Source organism: Rhizobium lentis (assembly GCF_017352135.1).
In the GTDB taxonomy this organism is placed as follows: domain Bacteria; phylum Pseudomonadota; class Alphaproteobacteria; order Rhizobiales; family Rhizobiaceae; genus Rhizobium; species Rhizobium lentis.
In genome coordinates this window covers 3,921,520-3,939,872 of record NZ_CP071454.1, presented here as the reverse complement: position 1 = coordinate 3,939,872, position 18,353 = coordinate 3,921,520, and the positions used below count along the sequence as shown (strand labels likewise).

At 62.2% G+C, this 18,353-nt stretch carries 18 protein-coding genes; 2 read left to right on the top strand and 16 right to left on the bottom strand.

The window, feature by feature from the left end; all coding sequences use genetic code 11:
* Window positions 1-70: 70 nt before the first annotated feature.
* From ntrX to dusB, 7 genes are all read right to left on the bottom strand, one after another.
* Entirely contained in the window at window positions 71-1,435 is a 1,365-nt protein-coding gene (gene ntrX, locus J0663_RS19160) for a nitrogen assimilation response regulator NtrX (RefSeq protein ID WP_064683635.1), read from the bottom strand.
* Entirely contained in the window at window positions 1,425-3,695 is a 2,271-nt protein-coding gene (locus J0663_RS19155; RefSeq protein ID WP_207241953.1) for a sensor histidine kinase NtrY-like, read from the bottom strand. The genes ntrX and J0663_RS19155 overlap by 11 nt, the downstream gene beginning before the upstream one ends.
* Window positions 3,696-3,946: 251 nt before the next feature.
* A complete protein-coding gene (locus J0663_RS19150) occupies window positions 3,947-4,231 on the bottom strand; it encodes a hypothetical protein (RefSeq protein ID WP_207241952.1) in 285 nt (94 codons plus the stop codon).
* Between the two features lie 144 nt (window positions 4,232-4,375).
* Window positions 4,376-5,365, bottom strand: coding sequence for a potassium channel beta subunit family protein (locus J0663_RS19145; protein WP_207241951.1), 990 nt, complete (start codon window positions 5,363-5,365; stop codon window positions 4,376-4,378).
* Window positions 5,366-5,940: 575 nt separating this feature from the next.
* Entirely contained in the window at window positions 5,941-7,392 is a 1,452-nt protein-coding gene (gene ntrC / locus J0663_RS19140; RefSeq protein ID WP_047615004.1) for a nitrogen regulation protein NR(I), read from the bottom strand.
* Window positions 7,389-8,543 (bottom strand): two-component system sensor histidine kinase NtrB, encoded by a 1,155-nt coding sequence (locus J0663_RS19135; RefSeq protein ID WP_207241950.1) that lies wholly within the window; start codon window positions 8,541-8,543, stop codon window positions 7,389-7,391. The genes ntrC and J0663_RS19135 overlap by 4 nt, the downstream gene beginning before the upstream one ends.
* Complete coding sequence (dusB, locus tag J0663_RS19130; RefSeq protein WP_207241949.1) at window positions 8,540-9,556, bottom strand: tRNA dihydrouridine synthase DusB; 1,017 nt, start codon at window positions 9,554-9,556, stop codon at window positions 8,540-8,542. The genes J0663_RS19135 and dusB overlap by 4 nt, the downstream gene beginning before the upstream one ends.
* 146 nt (window positions 9,557-9,702) lie before the next feature.
* Here dusB and J0663_RS19125 point away from each other — a divergent pair, with 146 nt between their 5' ends.
* Entirely contained in the window at window positions 9,703-10,923 is a 1,221-nt protein-coding gene (locus J0663_RS19125; RefSeq protein ID WP_207241948.1) for a bifunctional 2-C-methyl-D-erythritol 4-phosphate cytidylyltransferase/2-C-methyl-D-erythritol 2,4-cyclodiphosphate synthase, read from the top strand.
* A complete protein-coding gene (locus J0663_RS19120; RefSeq protein ID WP_207241947.1) occupies window positions 10,920-11,420 on the top strand; it encodes a CinA family protein in 501 nt (166 codons plus the stop codon). The genes J0663_RS19125 and J0663_RS19120 overlap by 4 nt, the downstream gene beginning before the upstream one ends.
* 19 nt (window positions 11,421-11,439) lie before the next feature.
* Here J0663_RS19120 and J0663_RS19115 read toward each other — a convergent pair whose 3' ends face one another.
* From J0663_RS19115 to J0663_RS19075, 9 genes are all read right to left on the bottom strand, one after another.
* A complete protein-coding gene (locus J0663_RS19115) occupies window positions 11,440-11,892 on the bottom strand; it encodes a type II toxin-antitoxin system RatA family toxin (protein ID WP_207241946.1) in 453 nt (150 codons plus the stop codon).
* Between the two features lie 9 nt (window positions 11,893-11,901).
* A complete protein-coding gene (locus J0663_RS19110; RefSeq protein ID WP_207241945.1) occupies window positions 11,902-12,480 on the bottom strand; it encodes an AAA family ATPase in 579 nt (192 codons plus the stop codon).
* A 172-nt stretch (window positions 12,481-12,652) separates the two neighbouring features.
* Window positions 12,653-13,624 carry a lipoyl synthase gene (lipA, locus tag J0663_RS19105; RefSeq protein ID WP_207241944.1) on the bottom strand — a complete coding sequence of 324 codons (972 nt, stop codon included), beginning with the start codon at window positions 13,622-13,624 and terminating at the stop codon, window positions 12,653-12,655.
* 57 nt (window positions 13,625-13,681) lie between these two features.
* On the bottom strand, window positions 13,682-13,930 hold the full coding sequence (locus J0663_RS19100; protein ID WP_207241943.1) for a GlsB/YeaQ/YmgE family stress response membrane protein: 249 nt from the start codon (window positions 13,928-13,930) through the stop codon (window positions 13,682-13,684).
* A gap of 33 nt (window positions 13,931-13,963) precedes the next feature.
* Complete coding sequence (locus J0663_RS19095; RefSeq protein ID WP_011425215.1) at window positions 13,964-14,218, bottom strand: GlsB/YeaQ/YmgE family stress response membrane protein; 255 nt, start codon at window positions 14,216-14,218, stop codon at window positions 13,964-13,966.
* 78 nt (window positions 14,219-14,296) lie between these two features.
* On the bottom strand, window positions 14,297-15,742 hold the full coding sequence (gene lpdA / locus J0663_RS19090; RefSeq protein ID WP_207241942.1) for a dihydrolipoyl dehydrogenase: 1,446 nt from the start codon (window positions 15,740-15,742) through the stop codon (window positions 14,297-14,299).
* Between the two features lie 16 nt (window positions 15,743-15,758).
* The gene (locus J0663_RS19085; protein WP_207241941.1) at window positions 15,759-16,340 is read right to left on the bottom strand and encodes a GNAT family N-acetyltransferase; all 582 of its coding nucleotides are present in this window, start codon (window positions 16,338-16,340) and stop codon (window positions 15,759-15,761) included.
* A 2-nt stretch (window positions 16,341-16,342) separates the two neighbouring features.
* A complete protein-coding gene (locus J0663_RS19080) occupies window positions 16,343-16,984 on the bottom strand; it encodes an SGNH/GDSL hydrolase family protein (protein WP_207241940.1) in 642 nt (213 codons plus the stop codon).
* A gap of 19 nt (window positions 16,985-17,003) precedes the next feature.
* Window positions 17,004-18,347, bottom strand: a complete 1,344-nt coding sequence (locus J0663_RS19075) for a pyruvate dehydrogenase complex dihydrolipoamide acetyltransferase (protein ID WP_207241939.1) — start codon at window positions 18,345-18,347, stop codon at window positions 17,004-17,006.
* Window positions 18,348-18,353 lie beyond the last annotated feature (6 nt).

The window sequence follows — 18,353 nt, the reverse complement described above, 5'->3', positions numbered from 1 at the left end:
CGCGCCTGCAAGATCAAAAAGTGGAGCATGATGTTGCCCGAAAACCGCTGACACTTTTCGGCATCATGTTCTAGACGCCGAGCGACTTCAGCTTGCGGTGCAGCGCCGAGCGCTCCATGCCGACGAATTCGGCGGTACGCGAGATATTGCCGCCGAAGCGGTTGATCTGGGCGATCAGATAATCCTTCTCGAACATCTCACGGGCTTCGCGCAATGGCAGCGTCATGATGTGATAGTCGTTCTTGGCCGATACCTTGGGCAGCATGTCGCCGAGATCGGTCGGCAGCATGTCGGCGGTGATCGGCGCATCCGGCCCGTCGGTGCGGGCAAGGATCATCAGGCGCTCGATATTGTTGCGCAGCTGACGGATATTGCCCGGCCAGTCATGCGCCTGCAGCACGGCCATGGCATCGTCGCCGATGCGGCGCGGACGGATGCCGGCCTGCTCCGATATCTGGCGCATCAGCTGGTCGACGAGGAAGGGAATATCCTCGCGCCGCTCGGCCAGCGCCGGCACGCGCACCGGCACGACCGCAAGGCGATGATAAAGATCCTCACGGAACCAGCCTTCGGCAATGCGGCTCTCGAGATTATAGGCCGTCGAGGAGATGATGCGGACATCGACCTTGACGCGCTTGGAACCGCCGACCCGCTCGAACTGCTGATCGACGAGCACGCGCAAGATCTTGTTCTGCGTCTCGCGCGGCATCTCGCCAACCTCGTCGAGATAGAGGATGCCGCGGTGAGCTTCCTCCAGCGCGCCGATCTTGCGCGCCTGGCCGGGCGTTCCCTCGGTGCCGAAGAGCGCCACTTCCATGCGATCGGGCGTAATGTTGGCGGCATTCAGCGCGACGAAGGGGCCATTGGCGCGAGCCGACTTCTTGTGGATCATCCGCGCCACCAGCTCCTTGCCGGAGCCGGAGGCGCCGAGGATCATGATGCGGCTGTTGGTCGGCGACACCTTCTCGATCGTCTGGCGCAGCTGCGAGACGGCAACCGAGGTGCCGATCAGCTCCAACGCATCGCCGGTGCGGCGCTTGAGTTCCGAGACCTCGCGCTTGAGCTTGGAATTTTCGAGCGCGCGTTCGGCGATCAGGATCAGCCGGTCGGCCTTGAAGGGCTTCTCGATGAAATCGAACGCGCCGCGCTTGATCGCCGAGACGGCGGTTTCGATGTTGCCGTGGCCCGAGATCATTACGACGGGCAGATCAGGATGGCGAGTCTTGATCTCGTCGAGCAGCGACAGGCCATCGAGCTTGCTGCCCTGCATCCAGATATCGAGGAAGATCAGCCGCGGCACCCGATCGGAAATCGCCGCCAGCGCACTATCGCTGTCGTGGGCGGTGCGCGTCTCGTGCCCCTCGTCGGAGAGAATGCCGGAAACGATCTCGCGAATATCGTGCTCGTCGTCGACGACGAGAATATCAGAGGCCATAAACGCTTTCCTTGTCATTGGCTTCGGGAGTGGCGGGCGTCGGCTCCAGGCGTGGCAGATGCACGCGGATCATGGCCCCTCTTCCCCGGTCAAAATCGGCGGGCGCATCGTGCAACTCGAGCTGTCCGCCATGTTCCTCGATGATCTTCTTGACGATGGCCAGCCCAAGGCCGGTGCCCTTCTCGCGCATCGTCATGTAGGGTTCCAGAATGCTATGGCGGTTCTCTACCGGCAGGCCGCGGCCATTGTCGATCACGTCGACGGTGAAACGGTCGCGACCGGCGTCGAGTGCCGCGCGCACGAGAACCTTGCGTTCGTCGCGTTCGTCGCTCGGAACGGCTTCGAGCGACTCCACCGCATTCTTGATGAGATTTCCGAAAGCCTGGCCGAGCATGCGGCTGTCGAACAGGCCCTCCAGCGGCTGATCGCCGAAATCCTGCTGGAAGGTAACGTGATGATTGCCCATTTCGCGCAGGAAGATCGCATCGCGCAGGATATCGCGCAGGTCGCTCGGCTCCTTGGTTGGCTTCGGCATGCGGGCAAAGGCGGAGAATTCGTCGACCATGCGGCCGATATCGCCGACCTGGCGGATGATCGTATCGGTGCACTGATCGAAGACGGCGCGGTCGTCCTGGTCGATCTGCTTGCCATAGCGGCGCTGGATGCGCTCGGCAGATAGCTGGATCGGCGTCAGGGGATTCTTGATCTCGTGGGCAATGCGCCTTGCCACGTCGCCCCAGGCGGTCGAGCGCTGGGCGATGACGAGGTCGGTGATGTCGTCGAGCGTGATCACATAGGATTCGCTCATGTCGCGAACTTCCTCACGGGTGACCTGGACGCTCAGCGTCCTGACCGTGCCGCCGCGCACCAGCGCGATCTGCTTGCGGAAATCGCCGCGGTGACGCACCGCCGCCTCGGTCAGCACCTGGTCGACCTCGGGCGCGATATCGGCCAGCTGCTTGCCGAGCATCTCGCCGGCCGATAGCGACATCAGCGTTTCGGCCGAACTGTTGACAATGGCGATGCGTCGATCCTGCTCGACGCCGATGACGGCAGCGGTAACACCCGACAACACCGCCTCGATAAAGCGCCGGCGGTCGTCGACCTCGTCCTTGGCCTCGAGGATCTCGTCACGCTGGGTGCGGATTTCCGAGATCATCTTGTTGAAGGTACGCGACAGATTGGCGACGTCGCCATCAACGGCATGCACCGGCACGACGATATCCATATTGCCCGACGCAACGCTGTCGGCCGCCGTGATCAGCAGCCGGATCGGCCGAACGATGCGATCGGCCACGGCAATCGCGGTCCAGATCGCCGCCAGCAGCACAATCAGCGCGAAGCCGATGTAGAGCACGGCGAATGCGACCTGCAGCGAGAAGCGATTGGCCTCCATCGAGCGGTATTCGGTGGCGTTTTCCTCCATCATGCGCATGGCGCCCATGACCTTGGGATCGACGGCCCTCACCGTATAAAGAAACGTGCCCTGGATGGCATCGAGCTTGATGATGGCGCCGACGAGGTTGGTGACGCCGGGCGGGATCAGGGTCGGCTGGCCGGCCGCCGCCTTTTGCAACGCGTCCTGCGGAATGGCCGGTAACGGCTTTTCCGTGGCGATATCGGCCTGGACGACTACCGAGCCGTCGCTTTCGACAAGGAAGGCGCCGAGCAAGCCGCGGCCCCTCGCCTGCCGCGTCATCAGCTCGGCAAAACCCGTCCTGTCGAGGTTGTAGAGGGCGCGGTTGCGCTCCAGGTCGTTCGCCATGGAAACCGTCTGCCCCTGCAGATAGCTGGCGTTCTCCATCATATAGGCCTGGCCGATATTGCGCGACGAGCTGACGATCGACTGGGTGCGCAGCGCAAACCAGCGATCGAGGCCGGCGTTCAGCGTGATGCTGGCGAAGATGGCAACGAGGATCGCCGGCGTGATCGCGACGATCGAGAAGAGCACGACGATGCGGATGTGCAGGCGCGCGGCCGCCCTGCCGCGGGTACGCGCCTTGAGCAGCCTTGCCACCTCGCGGCCGATGAGCGCGAGCAGCGTCAGGACGAAGAAGGAATTGACGATCACCGACGTGATGACGACATGCGACGTCGGTGCGATCGGCGTCAGGCCGAGCAGTATGAACAGTGTCACCGTGGCGCAGAGAAGAGCACCGCCCGCAAGCACAAGACCGGGCACGGCAAAAAGGGCGCGGCGATCGGTCACCGTCGTCACCGCTTCGCCCGCCGCCGCTGGCGCTACCCCATCCTGCGTCATCCGGCCTCTCTTCAGACGGCACCCTGCCGCCCCGCTATCCGATCGAAACCAAAGAACGCCGGCTCGGAAGCCAGCGCTGTCGGAACGGCTCGATCGGGAGCGAATGTTCAAAAACCCTTGCGTGACCTTTAAGCAACGCAATGTGGCGAAAATGCAACGCCCACTGTCACATTGTCAAGCCGCGCATGAACTCGTCCCGTCCCAATGGAGTGTTACCCACCACGTAGTATCGGCATCCTTGGAAGGGCTCATCAATGGTAGGCTTTCGCCACCAAGTAGAGAGCAAGAGGCATCATCAGTATTGCGATGACGACGATCCAAGCTCGCCGATAAAGCAGGAATTGATTCTTCAACGGCAACGGAATCAGCGGGCTTTGCAGATCGATCTCAGGCAGTCCCTTGCCGATCTTGGTCACCAGGTTAGGACCAAATTTGTTGATCTTGCTCGCCATGTGTTCAAACACAAGGAGCATGCCGACGTGAAAAATCGCAGCCGCCAAGAGTCCTCCGACCGCGAAAACTTCAAGAAAGTGCATCCCGCTTCCCCTGCTGCCCTTGCAGAAACTTGCTAGCAACTCAACCTTGTCGCAGTCCGTCGCTGCATGCCTATACCTTAATAGGATAGACAGCAGCGACGTGTCTCGACGAGCCGCGGTCTGGCCCGTCGATATATGATCCCGCTAGAATCGACGCGGTGCTTCCGGTTTGTTTCCGGCAATTGCATCGATCCGCTCCATGATGTCTGCCGTCAGCTTGTGCCTGTGTGAGAGGGCCGCGAGATTATCCTGCAATTGGCTGGCACGCGAGGCGCCGAGAATGACGGTCGAGACGTGCGGATTGGCGAGGCACCACAGAAGCGCGAGATGGGTGATCGACAAGCCAATTTCGTCTGCGAGCTTTGCCAGTTCGCCGACTTGCCGGAGCTGGGCGCGGCCGGCGTCGCTCGACCACCTTTCCTTCAGCCATTCGTAGCCGGGCAGGTTCATGCGGCTGTCGGCGGGCACGCCGTTATTGTATTTGCCTGTGAGGACGCCGGAGGCGAGCGGCGACCAGATTGTGGTGCCAAGGCCGATCAGGTCGTAGAGCGGGAGATAATCAGCCTCGACCTTCTGGCGTTCGAAGATGTTGTACTGCGGCTGCTCCATGGTGGGCGGCGTGATGCGCAGGTCCCGGGCAACCGCATAGGCCTCGGTCAACTGCTGTGCGGACCATTCGGAGGTTCCCCAATAGAGCACCTTGCCCTGAGCGACGAGATCATGCATGGCCCGGACCGTTTCCTCGATCGGCGTGTCGATATCCGGGCGGTGACAGAAATAAAGATCGAGGTAATCGACCTGAAGCCGCTTCAGCGCCGCATGGCAGGCGTCGGTCACGTGCTTGCGCGACAATCCGCGTTGCGTCGGTTTCTGGCCGCCCCAGAAGACCTTGCTCGAGACGATGAAGCTGTCGCGGCTCCAGCCGAGCGACTTCAGCGCCTCGCCCATGACGACCTCGGACTTCCCGCTTTCATAGCCTTCGGCATTGTCGAAGAAGTTTACCCCGCTGTCGTAGGCAAGCCGCATGAGATCGACCGCGTCGCCGCCGTTCACCTGCTTGCCGAAAGTGACCCATGAGCCGAAGGAGAACTCGCTCACCTGCAGACCGGACCTTCCCAAACGACGATATTCCATCACGCAGCTCCAATAGTTGTGAACATGGACCGACCACCAACCGAGGCCGGCGTCGCACGATCGATCGGCGACCGTTCCGCGTAATCTATGGCGTCAGCAACAATATGCGAGGCGCAACCCCGCCAAAATGATCGCCATGAAACACCATGTCGCTCCAACGAAAAGAAAGGGCGCTCCACGACCTCAGTCGGAGCGCCCATGGCATGCTGGCGGCGACAGTTGCGGCGGAAGTCGACAGCATGCGACGGCAGATGACGAGATTCGGAACGGATAGGCAACAACCGACCGGAATTGGGGACGTTATCGCCCGTTGATCGACCCGTGTCATCCACCTGTTATCCACAGCCTATCCACAGGCGCGGCGACGACGAGAGCAGCAACTTCAATGACATTTGCCCGATGGCAAACAACGGCTCGCAAATACTATGTGACCATAGAATGACACTGCGCTTTTGTTTGCCGGCGTAGATACAAACCGAAGTCGGGCTCGGATAGATTAAATTTTGTTCCCAACCGTGGCGGCGGATACTGGGAGGAGGAGGCGGTGGGCGAACGAGGAGCCTACCGCCTTTTCTTCAGGCGGTGCGGGAGCTTCTGTAGACAGAGACGCCGAGTTCCCTGATTTTCTTGCGCAAGGTGTTGCGGTTGAGGCCGAGAAGATCGGCCGCCTTGATCTGGTTGCCACGGGTTGCCGTCAGGGCGGCGAGGATCAGCGGATATTCCAGTTCCGTCAGAACGCGGTCATACAGTCCGGGCGGCGGCAGGTTTTCGCCGAAGCTTGCGAAATAGGTGCGCATGTTCTCTTCGACGGCCTGGGCGATCGTCATCGAGCCGCTGCGGATCGGCCCCTTGTCGATCGGGCTGTCGGGCACATCGGAGCGCAGCTCGGCATCGATGATCTCGCGGGTGATGACATCCTGCGGATAGAGCGCCATCAGACGGCGGATGAGGTTTTCCAGCTCGCGGACGTTGCCCGGCCAGGCATAGGCCTTCATCAGTTCCAGCGCTTCCTGATCGAAGCGTTTGGAGCCGAGGCCTTCCTTTTCGGCCTGCTGGATGAAGTGGCGAACGAGATCGGGAATATCCTCCGCGCGGTCGCGCAGCGGCGGCAGGCGCAGCGGAACGACGTTAAGCCGATAATAGAGATCCTCACGGAAGAGGCCCTGGTTGATCGCCTGCTTCAGATCCTTGTTGGTGGCGGCGACGATGCGAACATCGGTGCGGATCGGCGTACGGCCGCCGACGGTCGTGTATTCGCCCTGCTGCAACACGCGCAGAAGCCGGGTCTGGGCATCCATCGGCATGTCGCCGATCTCGTCGAGGAAGAGCGTGCCGCCTTCGGCCTGCTCGAAGCGGCCGGTCGAGCGGGTCTGCGCGCCGGTGAAAGCGCCCTTTTCATGGCCGAAAAGTTCCGACTCGATCAGGTCGCGCGGGATCGCCGCCATGTTGATCGCGACGAAGGGGCCGTTGCGGCGCTTGCCGTAATCATGCAGCGCCCGGGCGACGAGCTCCTTGCCGGTGCCGGATTCGCCAGTAATCATCAGCGTCAGATCCGTCTGCATCAGGCGGGCGAGCACACGGTAGATTTCCTGCATCGCGGCCGAGCGGCCAACGAGCGGCATGCCGTCCTGCATGTCCTCTTCGAGCTTGGCAGGCTTGCGCTTCGGCTCAGCCAGCGCCCGGCCGATGATGCCGATCAGCTCGGTCAGGTCGAAGGGCTTCGGCAGATAGTCGTAGGCGCCCTTCTCCGACGCCTTGATGGCGGTCATGAAGGTGTTCTGCGCGCTCATGACGAGGACGGGCAGATCGGGACGCGCCTTCTTGATCCGCGGCAAGAGGTCGAAGGCGTTCTCGTCCGGCATCACCACGTCGGTCACGACCAGATCGCCCTCCCCCGCCGAAATCCAGCGCCAGAGGGTTGCGGCATTGGAGGTGATACGAACGTCGTAACCGGCGCGGCTCAAAGCCTGGTTGAGCACGGTGCGGATGGCCGCATCATCATCTGCAACGAGGATCGTGGCTGTCATCGAGAAGGTCCTGTCGAGCTTACGGAAGAAGCATCCTCAAGCGAGGCGTCCTTCGACGCCGGCATGAGAACGCGGAATGTCGTGCGGCTGTTCTGGCTGTCGCATTCGATGATGCCGCCATGATCGCCGATAATCTTGGCGACCAGCGCCAGGCCGAGGCCGCTGCCGTTCGTTTTGGTGGTGATGAAGGGATCGAAGAGATGCGGCAACAGGTCGGCGGGAACGCCGGGGCCATTGTCGTGAACGCAGAATTCCAGCGGCAGCGAGATCTTTTCACGCGTGCCGGCAACCGAGAGACGGATGCCGGGGCGATAGGCGGTCGTCAGCATGATCTCGCCGTCCGGCCGGTCCCCGACCGCTTCGGCGGCGTTCTTCACCAGGTTGAGGAAGACCTGGACGAGCTGGTCGCGATTGGCATAGACCGCCGGCAGCGATGGGTCGTAACTCTCGGTGATGCGGAGGTTGCGGGCAAAGCCCGCCTTGGCGACGGCCTTCACGTGATCGAGCACGGAATGGATGTTGACCGGCATGCGGTCGACGGGGCGTTCGTCGGAAAAGACTTCCATTCGATCGACCAGCGAGACGATGCGGTCGGTCTCGTCGCAAATTAGCCGGGTCAGCGCCCGGTCGTCGTCGATCACCGACTGTTCCAGCAACTGGGCAGCGCCGCGGATGCCGGAGAGCGGGTTCTTGATCTCGTGCGCCAGCATGGAAGCGAGACCGGTGACCGAGCGGGCGGCGGCGCGGTGCGTCAGCTGCCGATCGATCTTGTCGGCCATCGAACGTTCCTGAAAAACGATGACGACGGCGCCGGGCTCGCTGAGCACGGGGGCGACATAGAGATCGACGAGCTTGTCCTGGCCGAGGCGCGGCGAGCTCAAGTCGACGCGGTATTCGTTGACCGGCGCCTTGCGCTCGCGCACCTGATCGATCAGGGCCAGCAGCGGGCTGCCGAAAGGAATGAAGGTCGAGATCCGGTAACGCGCCAGATGCGAGGCGCTGGCGCCGAAGAAGGCCTCTGCCTCCCAATTGGCGAAGGCGATGAAGCCGGATTCGTCGACCATGACGACGGGGTTCTGGATGGCGTTCAGCACGGCCATGGCGACGGTTCCGCCAAGATGATCAGGCGGAGATGTCGTATCCTTCGTCATGCCGCCTCCCGGCTGTCGACAACAGCTGCATCAAGCGCATCGCAAAGGCGGGCGACAACGTCGCGCGGATCGCGCGAGGTCATGATGTCAGCCTTGTCTTTGCCGGAAAGCGCGGGGGCAAAACGCTCGAGATACCAGCCGAGATGCTTGCGGGCATGGCGGATCGCCACCGCCTCGCCATAGAAATCGAGCATCATCCGGTAGTGTTCGACGGCGATATCGGCGATCTCTTCGCGTCGCGGCTCCGCGGCTCCGGCAAGCACGCCGGCATGCCACGGCCTGCCCTGGCAGCCCCTGCCGATCATGACGGCATCGGCGCCGGAGCGGCGCAAGATTTCCTGCGCGTCGTCGGCCGTTTCGACATCGCCATTGGCGATCAGCGGGATCGAGATCACGTCGCGGACGGCGCGGATAGCATGCCAATCGGCGCGGCCTTCATAAAATTGCATGCGGGTGCGTCCATGAATGGTCACGAGCTGGATTCCAGCCGCCTCGGCGCGACGCGCGATATCGGGCGCATTGATCGAATTCTCGTCCCAGCCGAGGCGCATCTTCAGCGTCACCGGAATGTCGACGGCGTTGACCGTCGCCTCGATGAGGCCGAGCGCGTGATCGGGATCGCGCATCAGCGCCGAGCCGGAATAACCGCCGATCACCTTCTTAGCCGGACAGCCCATGTTGATGTCGATGATATCGGCGCCATGATCGGCAGCGATCTTCGCCGCTTCTGCCATCCAATACGCCTCGCGCCCGGCGAGCTGCACCATATGCGGCCGGAAGCCGGCAGCCCTCAGGCGCGACCAGGATTCGGCGGTGTCGTTGACCAGCTCGCGGCTCGCCACCATTTCGGTGACGACGAGTCCGGCGCCGAAGCGCCAAGCGAGCTCCCGGAAGGGCATGTCGGTAACGCCGGACATCGGCGCCAGCACAACGCGGTTCCGCACGGAAACAGGTCCGATTCGGAAAGGCGCTGCGAGATCCTTGCAAATCAAATGATTATCTTTCAGGCACACAATGGAACTGCATTATTTTTAGCCACAGATCCAGGCCTTTGCCAAGAGGGCTCGGATCGGAATCGATATTTTTTGGGCAAATGCTGGAAAAGGCCAAAGCAAGAGGTTAGAGCACTCCGGTCAATTCCGCATAATTTAGGGGATTTATGCTGCAAATGCCGTCCAAGCAACCAATATCGGCTGGAATTGTCATCGTGGCCGCCGGACGCGGCGAGCGCGCCGGATCCTCAACGGAAGGTCCCAAGCAATATCGCACGATCGGCGGCAAGCCGGTTATCGTCCATACGCTTGAAAACTTCATGACATGGGAAGCCGCAACCCGGATCGTCGTCGTCATCCATCCCGATGACGAGGCGCTGTTTGCGGGAGCCTTGCGGCATATGACCCCGGCGACGGCGATCGAAACGGTGCACGGCGGCCCGACCCGGCAACAGTCCGTGCTTGCCGGCCTGCGATATCTCAAGGACAAGAATGTCAGCCATGTGCTGATCCACGATGCAGTGCGACCGTTCTTCGACCATGGGCTGCTCGACCGAATTGCAGAGCGTCTTTCCAACGGCGCGCAGGCGGTGCTGCCGGCAATGCCGGTAACCGATACGCTGAAACGCGCCGATAGTGCCGGAACCGTGCTGACGACGGTTTCGCGCGAGCACCTCCATGCGGCGCAGACGCCGCAATCCTTCGCCTTCGAAACCATTCTCGAGGCGCATGAGAAGGCGGCGGCGAGCGGGCGAAGCGATTTCACCGACGATGCCTCGATCGCCGAATGGGCGAGCATTCCGGTCACGATCGTCGAAGGTACGGCCGATAACGTCAAGCTGACGATCAAGAGGGATATTGCCATGGCCAACGACAAGCTGTCGGCGTCACTGCTTCCCGACGTGCGCACCGGCAATGGCTATGACGTGCACCAGCTCGAAGCGGGCGACGGCGTGACACTCTGCGGCGTCTTCATTCCGCACGACCAGAAGCTGAAAGGCCATTCGGATGCCGACGTCGCGCTGCATGCGCTGACCGACGCGCTGCTTGCCACCTGCGGCGCCGGCGATATCGGCGATCATTTCCCGCCGTCCGACCCGCAATGGAAGGGTGCGGCCTCGAGGATTTTCATCGAGCACGCCGCCCGGATTGTCCGCGAACACGGCGGCACGATCATGAACGCCGACGTCTCACTGATCGCCGAGGCGCCGAAGATCGGCCCGCATCGCGAGGCCATGCGGGCGAGGCTGTCGGAATATCTCGGCATCGATATCGAACGCTGCTCGGTCAAGGCGACGACTAACGAGAAGATCGGCTTCGTCGGCCGACGCGAAGGCATCGCGGCGATAGCTACGGCGACCGTCATCTACCGGGCGTTGAAGCGATGAGCCTTTTCCCCGAGGATATCCATTCGGCGGCAGAGGCGATCATCCGCGACTTCACGGCTGCCGGACTGATGATCTCGACTGCCGAATCCTGCACCGGCGGGCTGATCGCCGCTGCGCTGACCGAAATATCAGGTTCGTCCGCCGTCGTCGACCGCGGCTTCGTCACCTACACGAACACGGCGAAGATGGAGATGCTCGGGGTACAGGAGCAAACGCTGCTCAGCTTCGGGGCGGTTTCCGAAGAGACCGCCCGGCAGATGGCGCATGGCGCCCTCTTGCGCTCGCGTGCCGCGATCGCCATCGCCGTCACCGGCATTGCAGGACCCGGCGGCGGTTCGGCGGAAAAACCGGTCGGGCTCGTGCATCTTGCCGCCAAATCGCGCACCGGCGCACTCATCCACCGGAAAGTACTCTATGGCGATATCGGCCGCAGCAAGGTTCGGCTGGCAACGGTCAGGACCGCGCTGGAGATGGTGCATTCTCTGCTGCCCGACTGACGCCGGCTCAGATCGTCCGTCACAGCGTGGCGTAGATCCTGTTCGCCCTTGTCTCGAAGGCTTCGGTGAACATGCGGAAGGCGCGATCGAACATCGATCCCATCAGCGCGCCCAGAATGCGGCTCTTGAACTCGTAGTCGATGAAGAAATTGATCGTGCAGCCGCCGGCCGGCGTTTCGGAGAAATGCCACCGATTTTCCAGATATTTGAATGGGCCGTCGATATATTTGACCTCGATGACTCGCTCGGCCCGGTTCAACAGAACCTGTGTCGTGAAAGTCTCGCGGATCGCTTTATAGCCGACCGTCATGTCGGCGACGAGGAGGACCTTGCCGTCGCGCTCCTTGCGGCTCTTGACGGCGAGCGCCTCGCAGAGCGGCAGAAACTCCGGGTAACGCTCGACATCGGCAACGAGGTCGAACATCTGGTCGGGCGTGTGCGGAACGGAGCGGTGCGTTTCGAATTGCGGCATGAAGCGCAGTTAAGCGGGCCGGCCCAGAAGATCAAGGAGCTCGCGCATCTGACGGCGGGATTTTAGCTGGAGAACCGGCACCTCGGGGCTGTGCGTGGCGATGCTGTCAATATGTTCCCGCAATGCGACCTTAATCAAAGGGACGGCGTCCCGCTCAAAATTCCAGATATAGGCAAGCGCATTCAGCGAGAGGCGCTCAGGACAACCAGGCGGCAGTTCGGGACGGTTGCGGCCGAAATAGCGAAACGTTCTTGAGACGGCACCATACAAGCATGTATATCTTGGCGGCCGAAGCCAAATAACGGCCTCGGCACGCGGCAGGCGAAGATGAAAGGAATTGAGGCCGGTTCCATCCATTATCCAGCGTTCTTCCGCCACGGCTTCGGCGATAAGTCGGTCGATCTCTTCGCGCGACCTCTTTCGCCAGCCAGGCAGCCAGTAGAAATCGCGATCCATGGAAATGTAGCGAAGATCGAGCGTTCGCGAGAGCCGCTTTGCAAGCGTGCTCTTTCCGCTGCCGGGGCAGCCGATGACCAGAATACGGTCGGCTTCGACCAGCGTCGATTTCAAGTCGGATATGATATTCATTGGCTGCCCAAAGAAAAACCTTGGCAAAAACCGCTAAGGGCAGTTTGTTGCCTAACCTCGCCCCCTACTCGACGTCATCCTCGGCCTTGTGCCGAGGATCTGCTGCCCTATCGATCGGTTGCAGATGCTCGGGACAAGCCCGAGCATGACGGAACTTGGCAGCACCCAAACCTTACTCAGCTACCAACAGCAACTTCTTCTCGCGCGCCGCCTTCAGCCGCGCGAAATCGTCGCCGGCGTGATGAGAAGAGCGGGTCAGCGGGCTGGAGGCGACCATCAGGAAGCCCTTGCTATAGGCGACAGTCTCGTAGGACTTGAACTCGTCGGGCGTGACGAAGCTTTCGACCTTGTGGTGCTTGCGGGTCGGCTGCAGATATTGGCCGATCGTCAGGAAGTCGACATCGGCGGTGCGCAGGTCGTCCATCAGCTGCAGCACTTCATTGCGCTCCTCGCCGAGGCCGACCATGATGCCGGATTTGGTGAACATGGTCGGATCAAGTTCCTTCACCCGCTGCAGCAGGCGAATGGAGTGGAAATAACGGGCGCCGGGGCGAACCGTCAGATAGTTGCCGGCAACCGTTTCCATGTTGTGGTTGAAGACGTCGGGCTTGGCGGCGACGACGCGCTCCAGCGCCCCCGGCTTCTTCAGGAAGTCGGGCGTCAGGATCTCGATCGTCGTCGGCGGCGAAGCCGAGCGGATCGCCCAGATCACCTTTTCGAAGTGCTCGGCGCCGCCGTCCTCCAGATCGTCACGATCGACCGAGGTGATTACGACATGACTGAGGCCCATCTCCTTGACCGCCTTGGCGACGTTTTCGGGCTCGGCCATATCGAGCGCATTCGGCTTGCCGGTGGCGACGTTGCAGAAGGCACAGGCGCGGGTGCAGATCTCGCCCATGATCATGAAAGTGGCGTGCTTCTTGTCCCAGCACTCGCCGATATTAGGGCAGCCGGCTTCCTCGCAGACGGTGACGAGCTTGTGCTCCTTCACGATCGCGCGCGTCTCGGCATAACCCTTGGAGGTCGGCGCCTTGACGCGGATCCAGTCGGGCTTGCGCATGACTTCCGTATCCGGGCGATGCGCCTTCTCGGGATGGCGCACGCGCTTGGCGTCGGGATTGATCGTGTCGAGAATGGTCACCATTGCAGTATCAGCTTTCCGCCGCTCCATGCGGCACAGTCTCTCAAGCGCGTCGCGACCCTAGCGCCGCACCAGTCGCGCAAGGAATATCAGCAGGCAGGCGCCGAGGAAACCCGTCACGAAATAACCGAGCCGTCCGCCGGCAAGCTGGACGTGGAACTGGGCGAGGATCGCGGTGGCGACGACCGAGCCGACGATGCCGAGCACGATGTTCAGGAAAATCCCGTATCGCGCCTCCATCAGCTTGCCGGCGAGCCAGCCCGCCAACCCGCCGATGATGATTGCCGAAATCCAGCCGACACTTTCCATTTCAGCCCTGCCTTTGGGTTCGACCCGTTTACCCTATGCCACCGCTCTGGCCACCAGCACCACGATGATGGCGCCGACCGTGGCGTGGATGATTTGCACGACCAGCGCGTTTTCAATGCCCAGAGAGATGCCGAGCGCGCTGAACAGATAGCCGCCGACGAAGGCGCCGATGATGCCGCTCAGCAGGCATCGGATCAGGCCGCCGCCGCCGACGACGAGACTTGCGAGGAAACCTGCAACCAGCCCGATCAGCAAAAATACCAGCAACGCCTGCGTCTCCATAGACATGATGATTTCCTTTCGTTTTTTCCACCCCCAGCCGGAGTGGCTATCCACTCTGGGCAAAATGGGCAGCCCCGGAAATTATCAAGCGTTCAGCACCCGGCCATAGGCATCGAGCACCGCTTCCTTCATCGTTTCCGAGACGGTCGGATGCGGGAAGATCGTGTGCATCAGCTCTTCCTCCGTTGTTTCGAGGTTCATCGCGACGACGAAGCCCTGGATGAGCTCGGTGACTTCGGCGCCGACCATGTGGGCGCCGAGCAGCTCGCCGGTCTTCTTGTCGAAGATCACCTTCACCATGCCCTGATCTTCGCCGAGCGCGATCGCCTTGCCGTTCGCCGCGAAAGAGAAGCGGCCGACGCGGATGTCGCGGCCCAACTCCTTGGCCTTGGCTTCGGTGAGACCGACGGAAGCGACCTGCGGATTACAATAGGTGCAGCCGGGAACCTTGCCCTTGTCGGTGGGATGAACGTTCGGCAGCCCGGCGATCTTTTCGACGCAGACCACACCTTCGTGCTCGGCCTTGTGGGCGAGCATCGGCGGGCCGGCGACATCGCCGATCGCATAGACGCCGGCGACATTGGTCTTACCGTAACCGTCGGCGACGACGCAGCCGCGGTCGGTCTTGACGCCGAGCGCTTCGAGACCGAGGTTCTCGATGTTGCCCTGAACGCCGACGGCCGAAATCATCCGGTCGGCGGTAATCTGCTGCACCTTGCCATCAGAAGTCTCGACATGCGCGGTGATGCTGCCGGCGCCCTTCTCGACCTTCGTGACCTTGGCGCTGGTAAAGATCTTGAGGCCGCGCTTTTCCAGCTGCTTGCGGGCGATAGCGGTGATTTCGGCATCCTCGACCGGCATGATGGTCGGCATGACTTCGACGACGGTGACGTCGACGCCCATCGAGCGGTAGAAGCTTGCGAATTCGATGCCGATTGCGCCCGAGCCCATGACGATCAGCGACTTCGGCAGTGCATCCGGCTTCAGCGCCTCGAAATAGGTCCAGATCAGCTTGCCATCAGGCTCGATGCCGGGCAGCGCACGCGGACGGGCGCCGGTGGCGATGATGATGTGCTTGGCAGTATAGGTGCCCTCACTCTTGACGTTTTTCGGCAGCGGGTGCTGCGGCTCGACGACGGGCTTCGACGATTTGCCGACGACGATCTCACCGGGCTTGGTGAACGTTGCTTCGCCCCAGATGATGTCGATCTTGTTCTTCTTCATCAGGAAGCCGACGCCGGCGTTGAGGCGGGCGGAAACGGCGCGCGAGCGGCCGACGACGGCCTTGGCATCCGGCTTGACGGTGCCGTCAAGAACCAGGCCGTAATCCTTGAAGTGATTGGCGTGGTCGAGCACCTCGGCAGAGCGCAGCAGCGCCTTGGTGGGGATGCAGCCCCAGTTCAGGCAGATGCCGCCCATATGTTCGCGCTCGACGATTGCCGTCTTGAGCCCGAGCTGACTGGCGCGGATGGCGGCGACATAGCCGCCGGGGCCGGAGCCGATGATGATGACGTCGTAGGATTCAGCCATGTGTTTCCTGCCTTTGTTACGCTGCCCCGCGGGTCATGAGCACCCACGCGTGTCTTTTGCTGTTGTCGAAGAGCGGCACGGCATCGGCGCGCGCAGCCTCCACGAATCCGTTTCTTCCATAAAGCGACAAAGCCGCTTCGTTATCACTTGCGGTAATGAGACTGACGGGCCGGCGATCGGCCCTTTCGATCTGATCCTCCAGCAGTCTGCCCCCGATGCCGATGCCGCGCAGGTGGCTGTAGACGCCGAGACTGCCGATGAACCAGCTTCCTACAACCGTTTTCTGCAGGGCGAGCATCGGTTCGGTCGCCGGAATGCTCGCCTCGATATCGCCGATGCCTTCGTCCAGCGCATGGCCGATCGCGACACCTGCGACCTCGCCATAGGCTTCGGCGACGACAGCATCCCGCCAGCCGCCGACTGCTCCCTCCTCGCTCATCTTCAGCCTGCCCCGCTCCAGCGGCGTGTCGCTCACGCCGTTCGCCACGTCAGCGAACCAGAGCCAGGAGGCAAAGCCATGCGAGGCAATGTCCGCCAGAATCGCCAGCTCCGAGGCATCCCGCCGTGAGGCCTGCCGCAGGGCTATGAAGGCGGTCATTCTCAGATTCCCAACATCATCCGCACGATCGATTCCAGCCCGCGTCCGAGCGAACGCGTGTTGTCGGCATCAAGGTGAATGCCGTCGATCGGCGTGGTCTTGGCGACGGAATTGCCGTCGAAGAAGCCACAGCCGAGTTCATCGGCAAGATCGCGATAAAGCGTTGCGAGCTTTGCCGATTCCTCTATGCCGCCAGGAAAGGATGCGGCGAAGGGGACGTTGCCCGTCGCGCAGATCGCCGGCGGCGCCACGATCAGGATCTCCGGCCCGTCGAATTCGAAGGGCCAGGCATGATTGCGGATCAGCCGTACGAGCCGGCTGATGCCCTGGCAGGCGGCAAAGGCCGAACCTGCGACAACCGGTTTCATGTCGTTGGTGCCGAGCAGCAGGATGACGAGGTCGAGCGGCGCATGCGTCTGCAGGATCGTCGGCAGGATCCGGGCGCCGTTACGATCGCAATCGGCAAGGTGGTCGTCGAAAGCGGTCGTGCGACCGTTCAAACCCTCGGCGATGACGCGCGCCTCGCTGCCGAGCGCTGCCTGAAGCACGCTTGGCCAGCGGTTCTTGTACTCATGACGGCCGATCGTCTCGGCGTCATAACCCCAGGTCAGCGAGTCACCATAGCAAAGAACGGTTTTGGTCATTTCCGCCTCCGCTTCGCTATCAGACAAGCATGCCCATCGGATTTTCGATGTAGCCCTTGAAGGCCTGCAGCAGCTCGGCGCCGAGCGCACCGTCGACGCAGCGATGGTCGGTCGAGAGCGTCACGCTCATGACTGTGGCGATCGCCATTTCGCCGTTCTTGACGACGACCCGCTGTTCTCCGGCGCCGACCGCGAGGATCGTCGCATGCGGCGGGTTGACGACGGCAGCGAAATTCTTCACCCCCATCATGCCCATGTTCGAGACCGAGCTGGTGCCGCCCTGATATTCCTCGGGCTTCAGCTTGCGGTCCTTGGCCCGCTTGCCGAGGTCGCGCATCTCGTTGGAGATGGTCGACAGCGTCTTTTCCTCGGCCTTGCGGATGATCGGCGTGATCAGGCCGCCGGGGATCGAGACGGCGACGCCGACATCGGCGTGCTTGTGCTTGACCATATTGCTGTCGGTCCATGACACGTTGGCATCCGGAACATCGCGCAGCGCCAGCGCCATGGCTTTGATGACCATGTCGTTGACCGAGAGCTTGTAGGCCGGAGCGTTGTCCTTGCGCGGAGCCGCATCGTTCAACTGGGCACGCAGAGCCATCAGCGCGTCGAGTTCGCAATCGACGCTGACGTAGAAATGCGGGATCGTCTGCTTGGATTCGACCAGGCGCCGGGCGATCGTCTTGCGCATGCCGTCATGCGGCACGAGCTCGTAGGAGCCTGGTTCGAAAAGCTTGAGCACGGCGTCATCCGAAGCAGCCTTCGGCGCTGCAGCCGGAGCCGCGGCCTGCGGCGCAGCGGCAGCGGCGGCCGGTGCGGCAGCCGGCTTGGCGCCACCGCCGGCAACGGCGGCTTCGATGTCGCTTTTGACGATACGGCCATGCGGGCCGGAGCCGGCGACCGCCGAAAGGTCGATACCGGCTTCCTTGGCGAGACGGCGCGCAAGCGGCGAGGAGAAGGTGCGATTGCCGTCCGACGAAACCGCCGCGGGTGCAGCGGCAGGTGCCGGTGCAGCCGCCGGCGCGACCGGTGCAGCCTCGGCCTTCGGTGCCGGAGCAGCCTCAGCCTTGGGCGCCGGAGCGGCAGAGCCTGCGCCGCTTGCGGCAGCGGCGACATCCTCGCCGTCGGCGGCAAGAACCGCGATCAGCGCGTTCACCTTGACGCCCTCGGTGCCGGCCGGAACGACCAGCTTGGCGACCGTGCCTTCATCGACGGCTTCGACTTCCATCGTCGCCTTGTCGGTCTCGATCTCGGCGATCACATCGCCAGACTTGACCGTGTCACCCTCCTTGACCAGCCACTTGGCCAGATTGCCTTCTTCCATCGTCGGAGAGAGGGCGGGCATCGTGATATTGATCGGCATCGAAAT

Coding starts and splice junctions, on each gene's coding strand:
- J0663_RS19085 (WP_207241941.1), bottom strand. CDS start 16,340: ATGACCGCCTTCATAGCCCTGCGGCAGGCCTCACGGCGGGATGCCTCG.
- J0663_RS19150 (WP_207241952.1), bottom strand. CDS start 4,231: ATGCACTTTCTTGAAGTTTTCGCGGTCGGAGGACTCTTGGCGGCTGCG.
- J0663_RS19095 (WP_011425215.1), bottom strand. CDS start 14,218: ATGTCTATGGAGACGCAGGCGTTGCTGGTATTTTTGCTGATCGGGCTG.
- J0663_RS19080 (WP_207241940.1), bottom strand. CDS start 16,984: ATGACCAAAACCGTTCTTTGCTATGGTGACTCGCTGACCTGGGGTTAT.
- J0663_RS19110 (WP_207241945.1), bottom strand. CDS start 12,480: ATGAATATCATATCCGACTTGAAATCGACGCTGGTCGAAGCCGACCGT.
- J0663_RS19100 (WP_207241943.1), bottom strand. CDS start 13,930: ATGGAAAGTGTCGGCTGGATTTCGGCAATCATCATCGGCGGGTTGGCG.
- J0663_RS19155 (WP_207241953.1), bottom strand. CDS start 3,695: ATGACGCAGGATGGGGTAGCGCCAGCGGCGGCGGGCGAAGCGGTGACG.
- J0663_RS19075 (WP_207241939.1), bottom strand. CDS start 18,347: ATGCCGATCAATATCACGATGCCCGCCCTCTCTCCGACGATGGAAGAA.
- J0663_RS19135 (WP_207241950.1), bottom strand. CDS start 8,543: ATGACGAAGGATACGACATCTCCGCCTGATCATCTTGGCGGAACCGTC.
- J0663_RS19120 (WP_207241947.1), top strand. CDS start 10,920: ATGAGCCTTTTCCCCGAGGATATCCATTCGGCGGCAGAGGCGATCATC.
- lpdA (WP_207241942.1), bottom strand. CDS start 15,742: ATGGCTGAATCCTACGACGTCATCATCATCGGCTCCGGCCCCGGCGGC.
- lipA (WP_207241944.1), bottom strand. CDS start 13,624: ATGGTGACCATTCTCGACACGATCAATCCCGACGCCAAGCGCGTGCGC.
- J0663_RS19145 (WP_207241951.1), bottom strand. CDS start 5,365: ATGGAATATCGTCGTTTGGGAAGGTCCGGTCTGCAGGTGAGCGAGTTC.
- J0663_RS19115 (WP_207241946.1), bottom strand. CDS start 11,892: ATGCCGCAATTCGAAACGCACCGCTCCGTTCCGCACACGCCCGACCAG.
- ntrC (WP_047615004.1), bottom strand. CDS start 7,392: ATGACAGCCACGATCCTCGTTGCAGATGATGATGCGGCCATCCGCACC.
- ntrX (WP_064683635.1), bottom strand. CDS start 1,435: ATGGCCTCTGATATTCTCGTCGTCGACGACGAGCACGATATTCGCGAG.
- J0663_RS19125 (WP_207241948.1), top strand. CDS start 9,703: ATGCTGCAAATGCCGTCCAAGCAACCAATATCGGCTGGAATTGTCATC.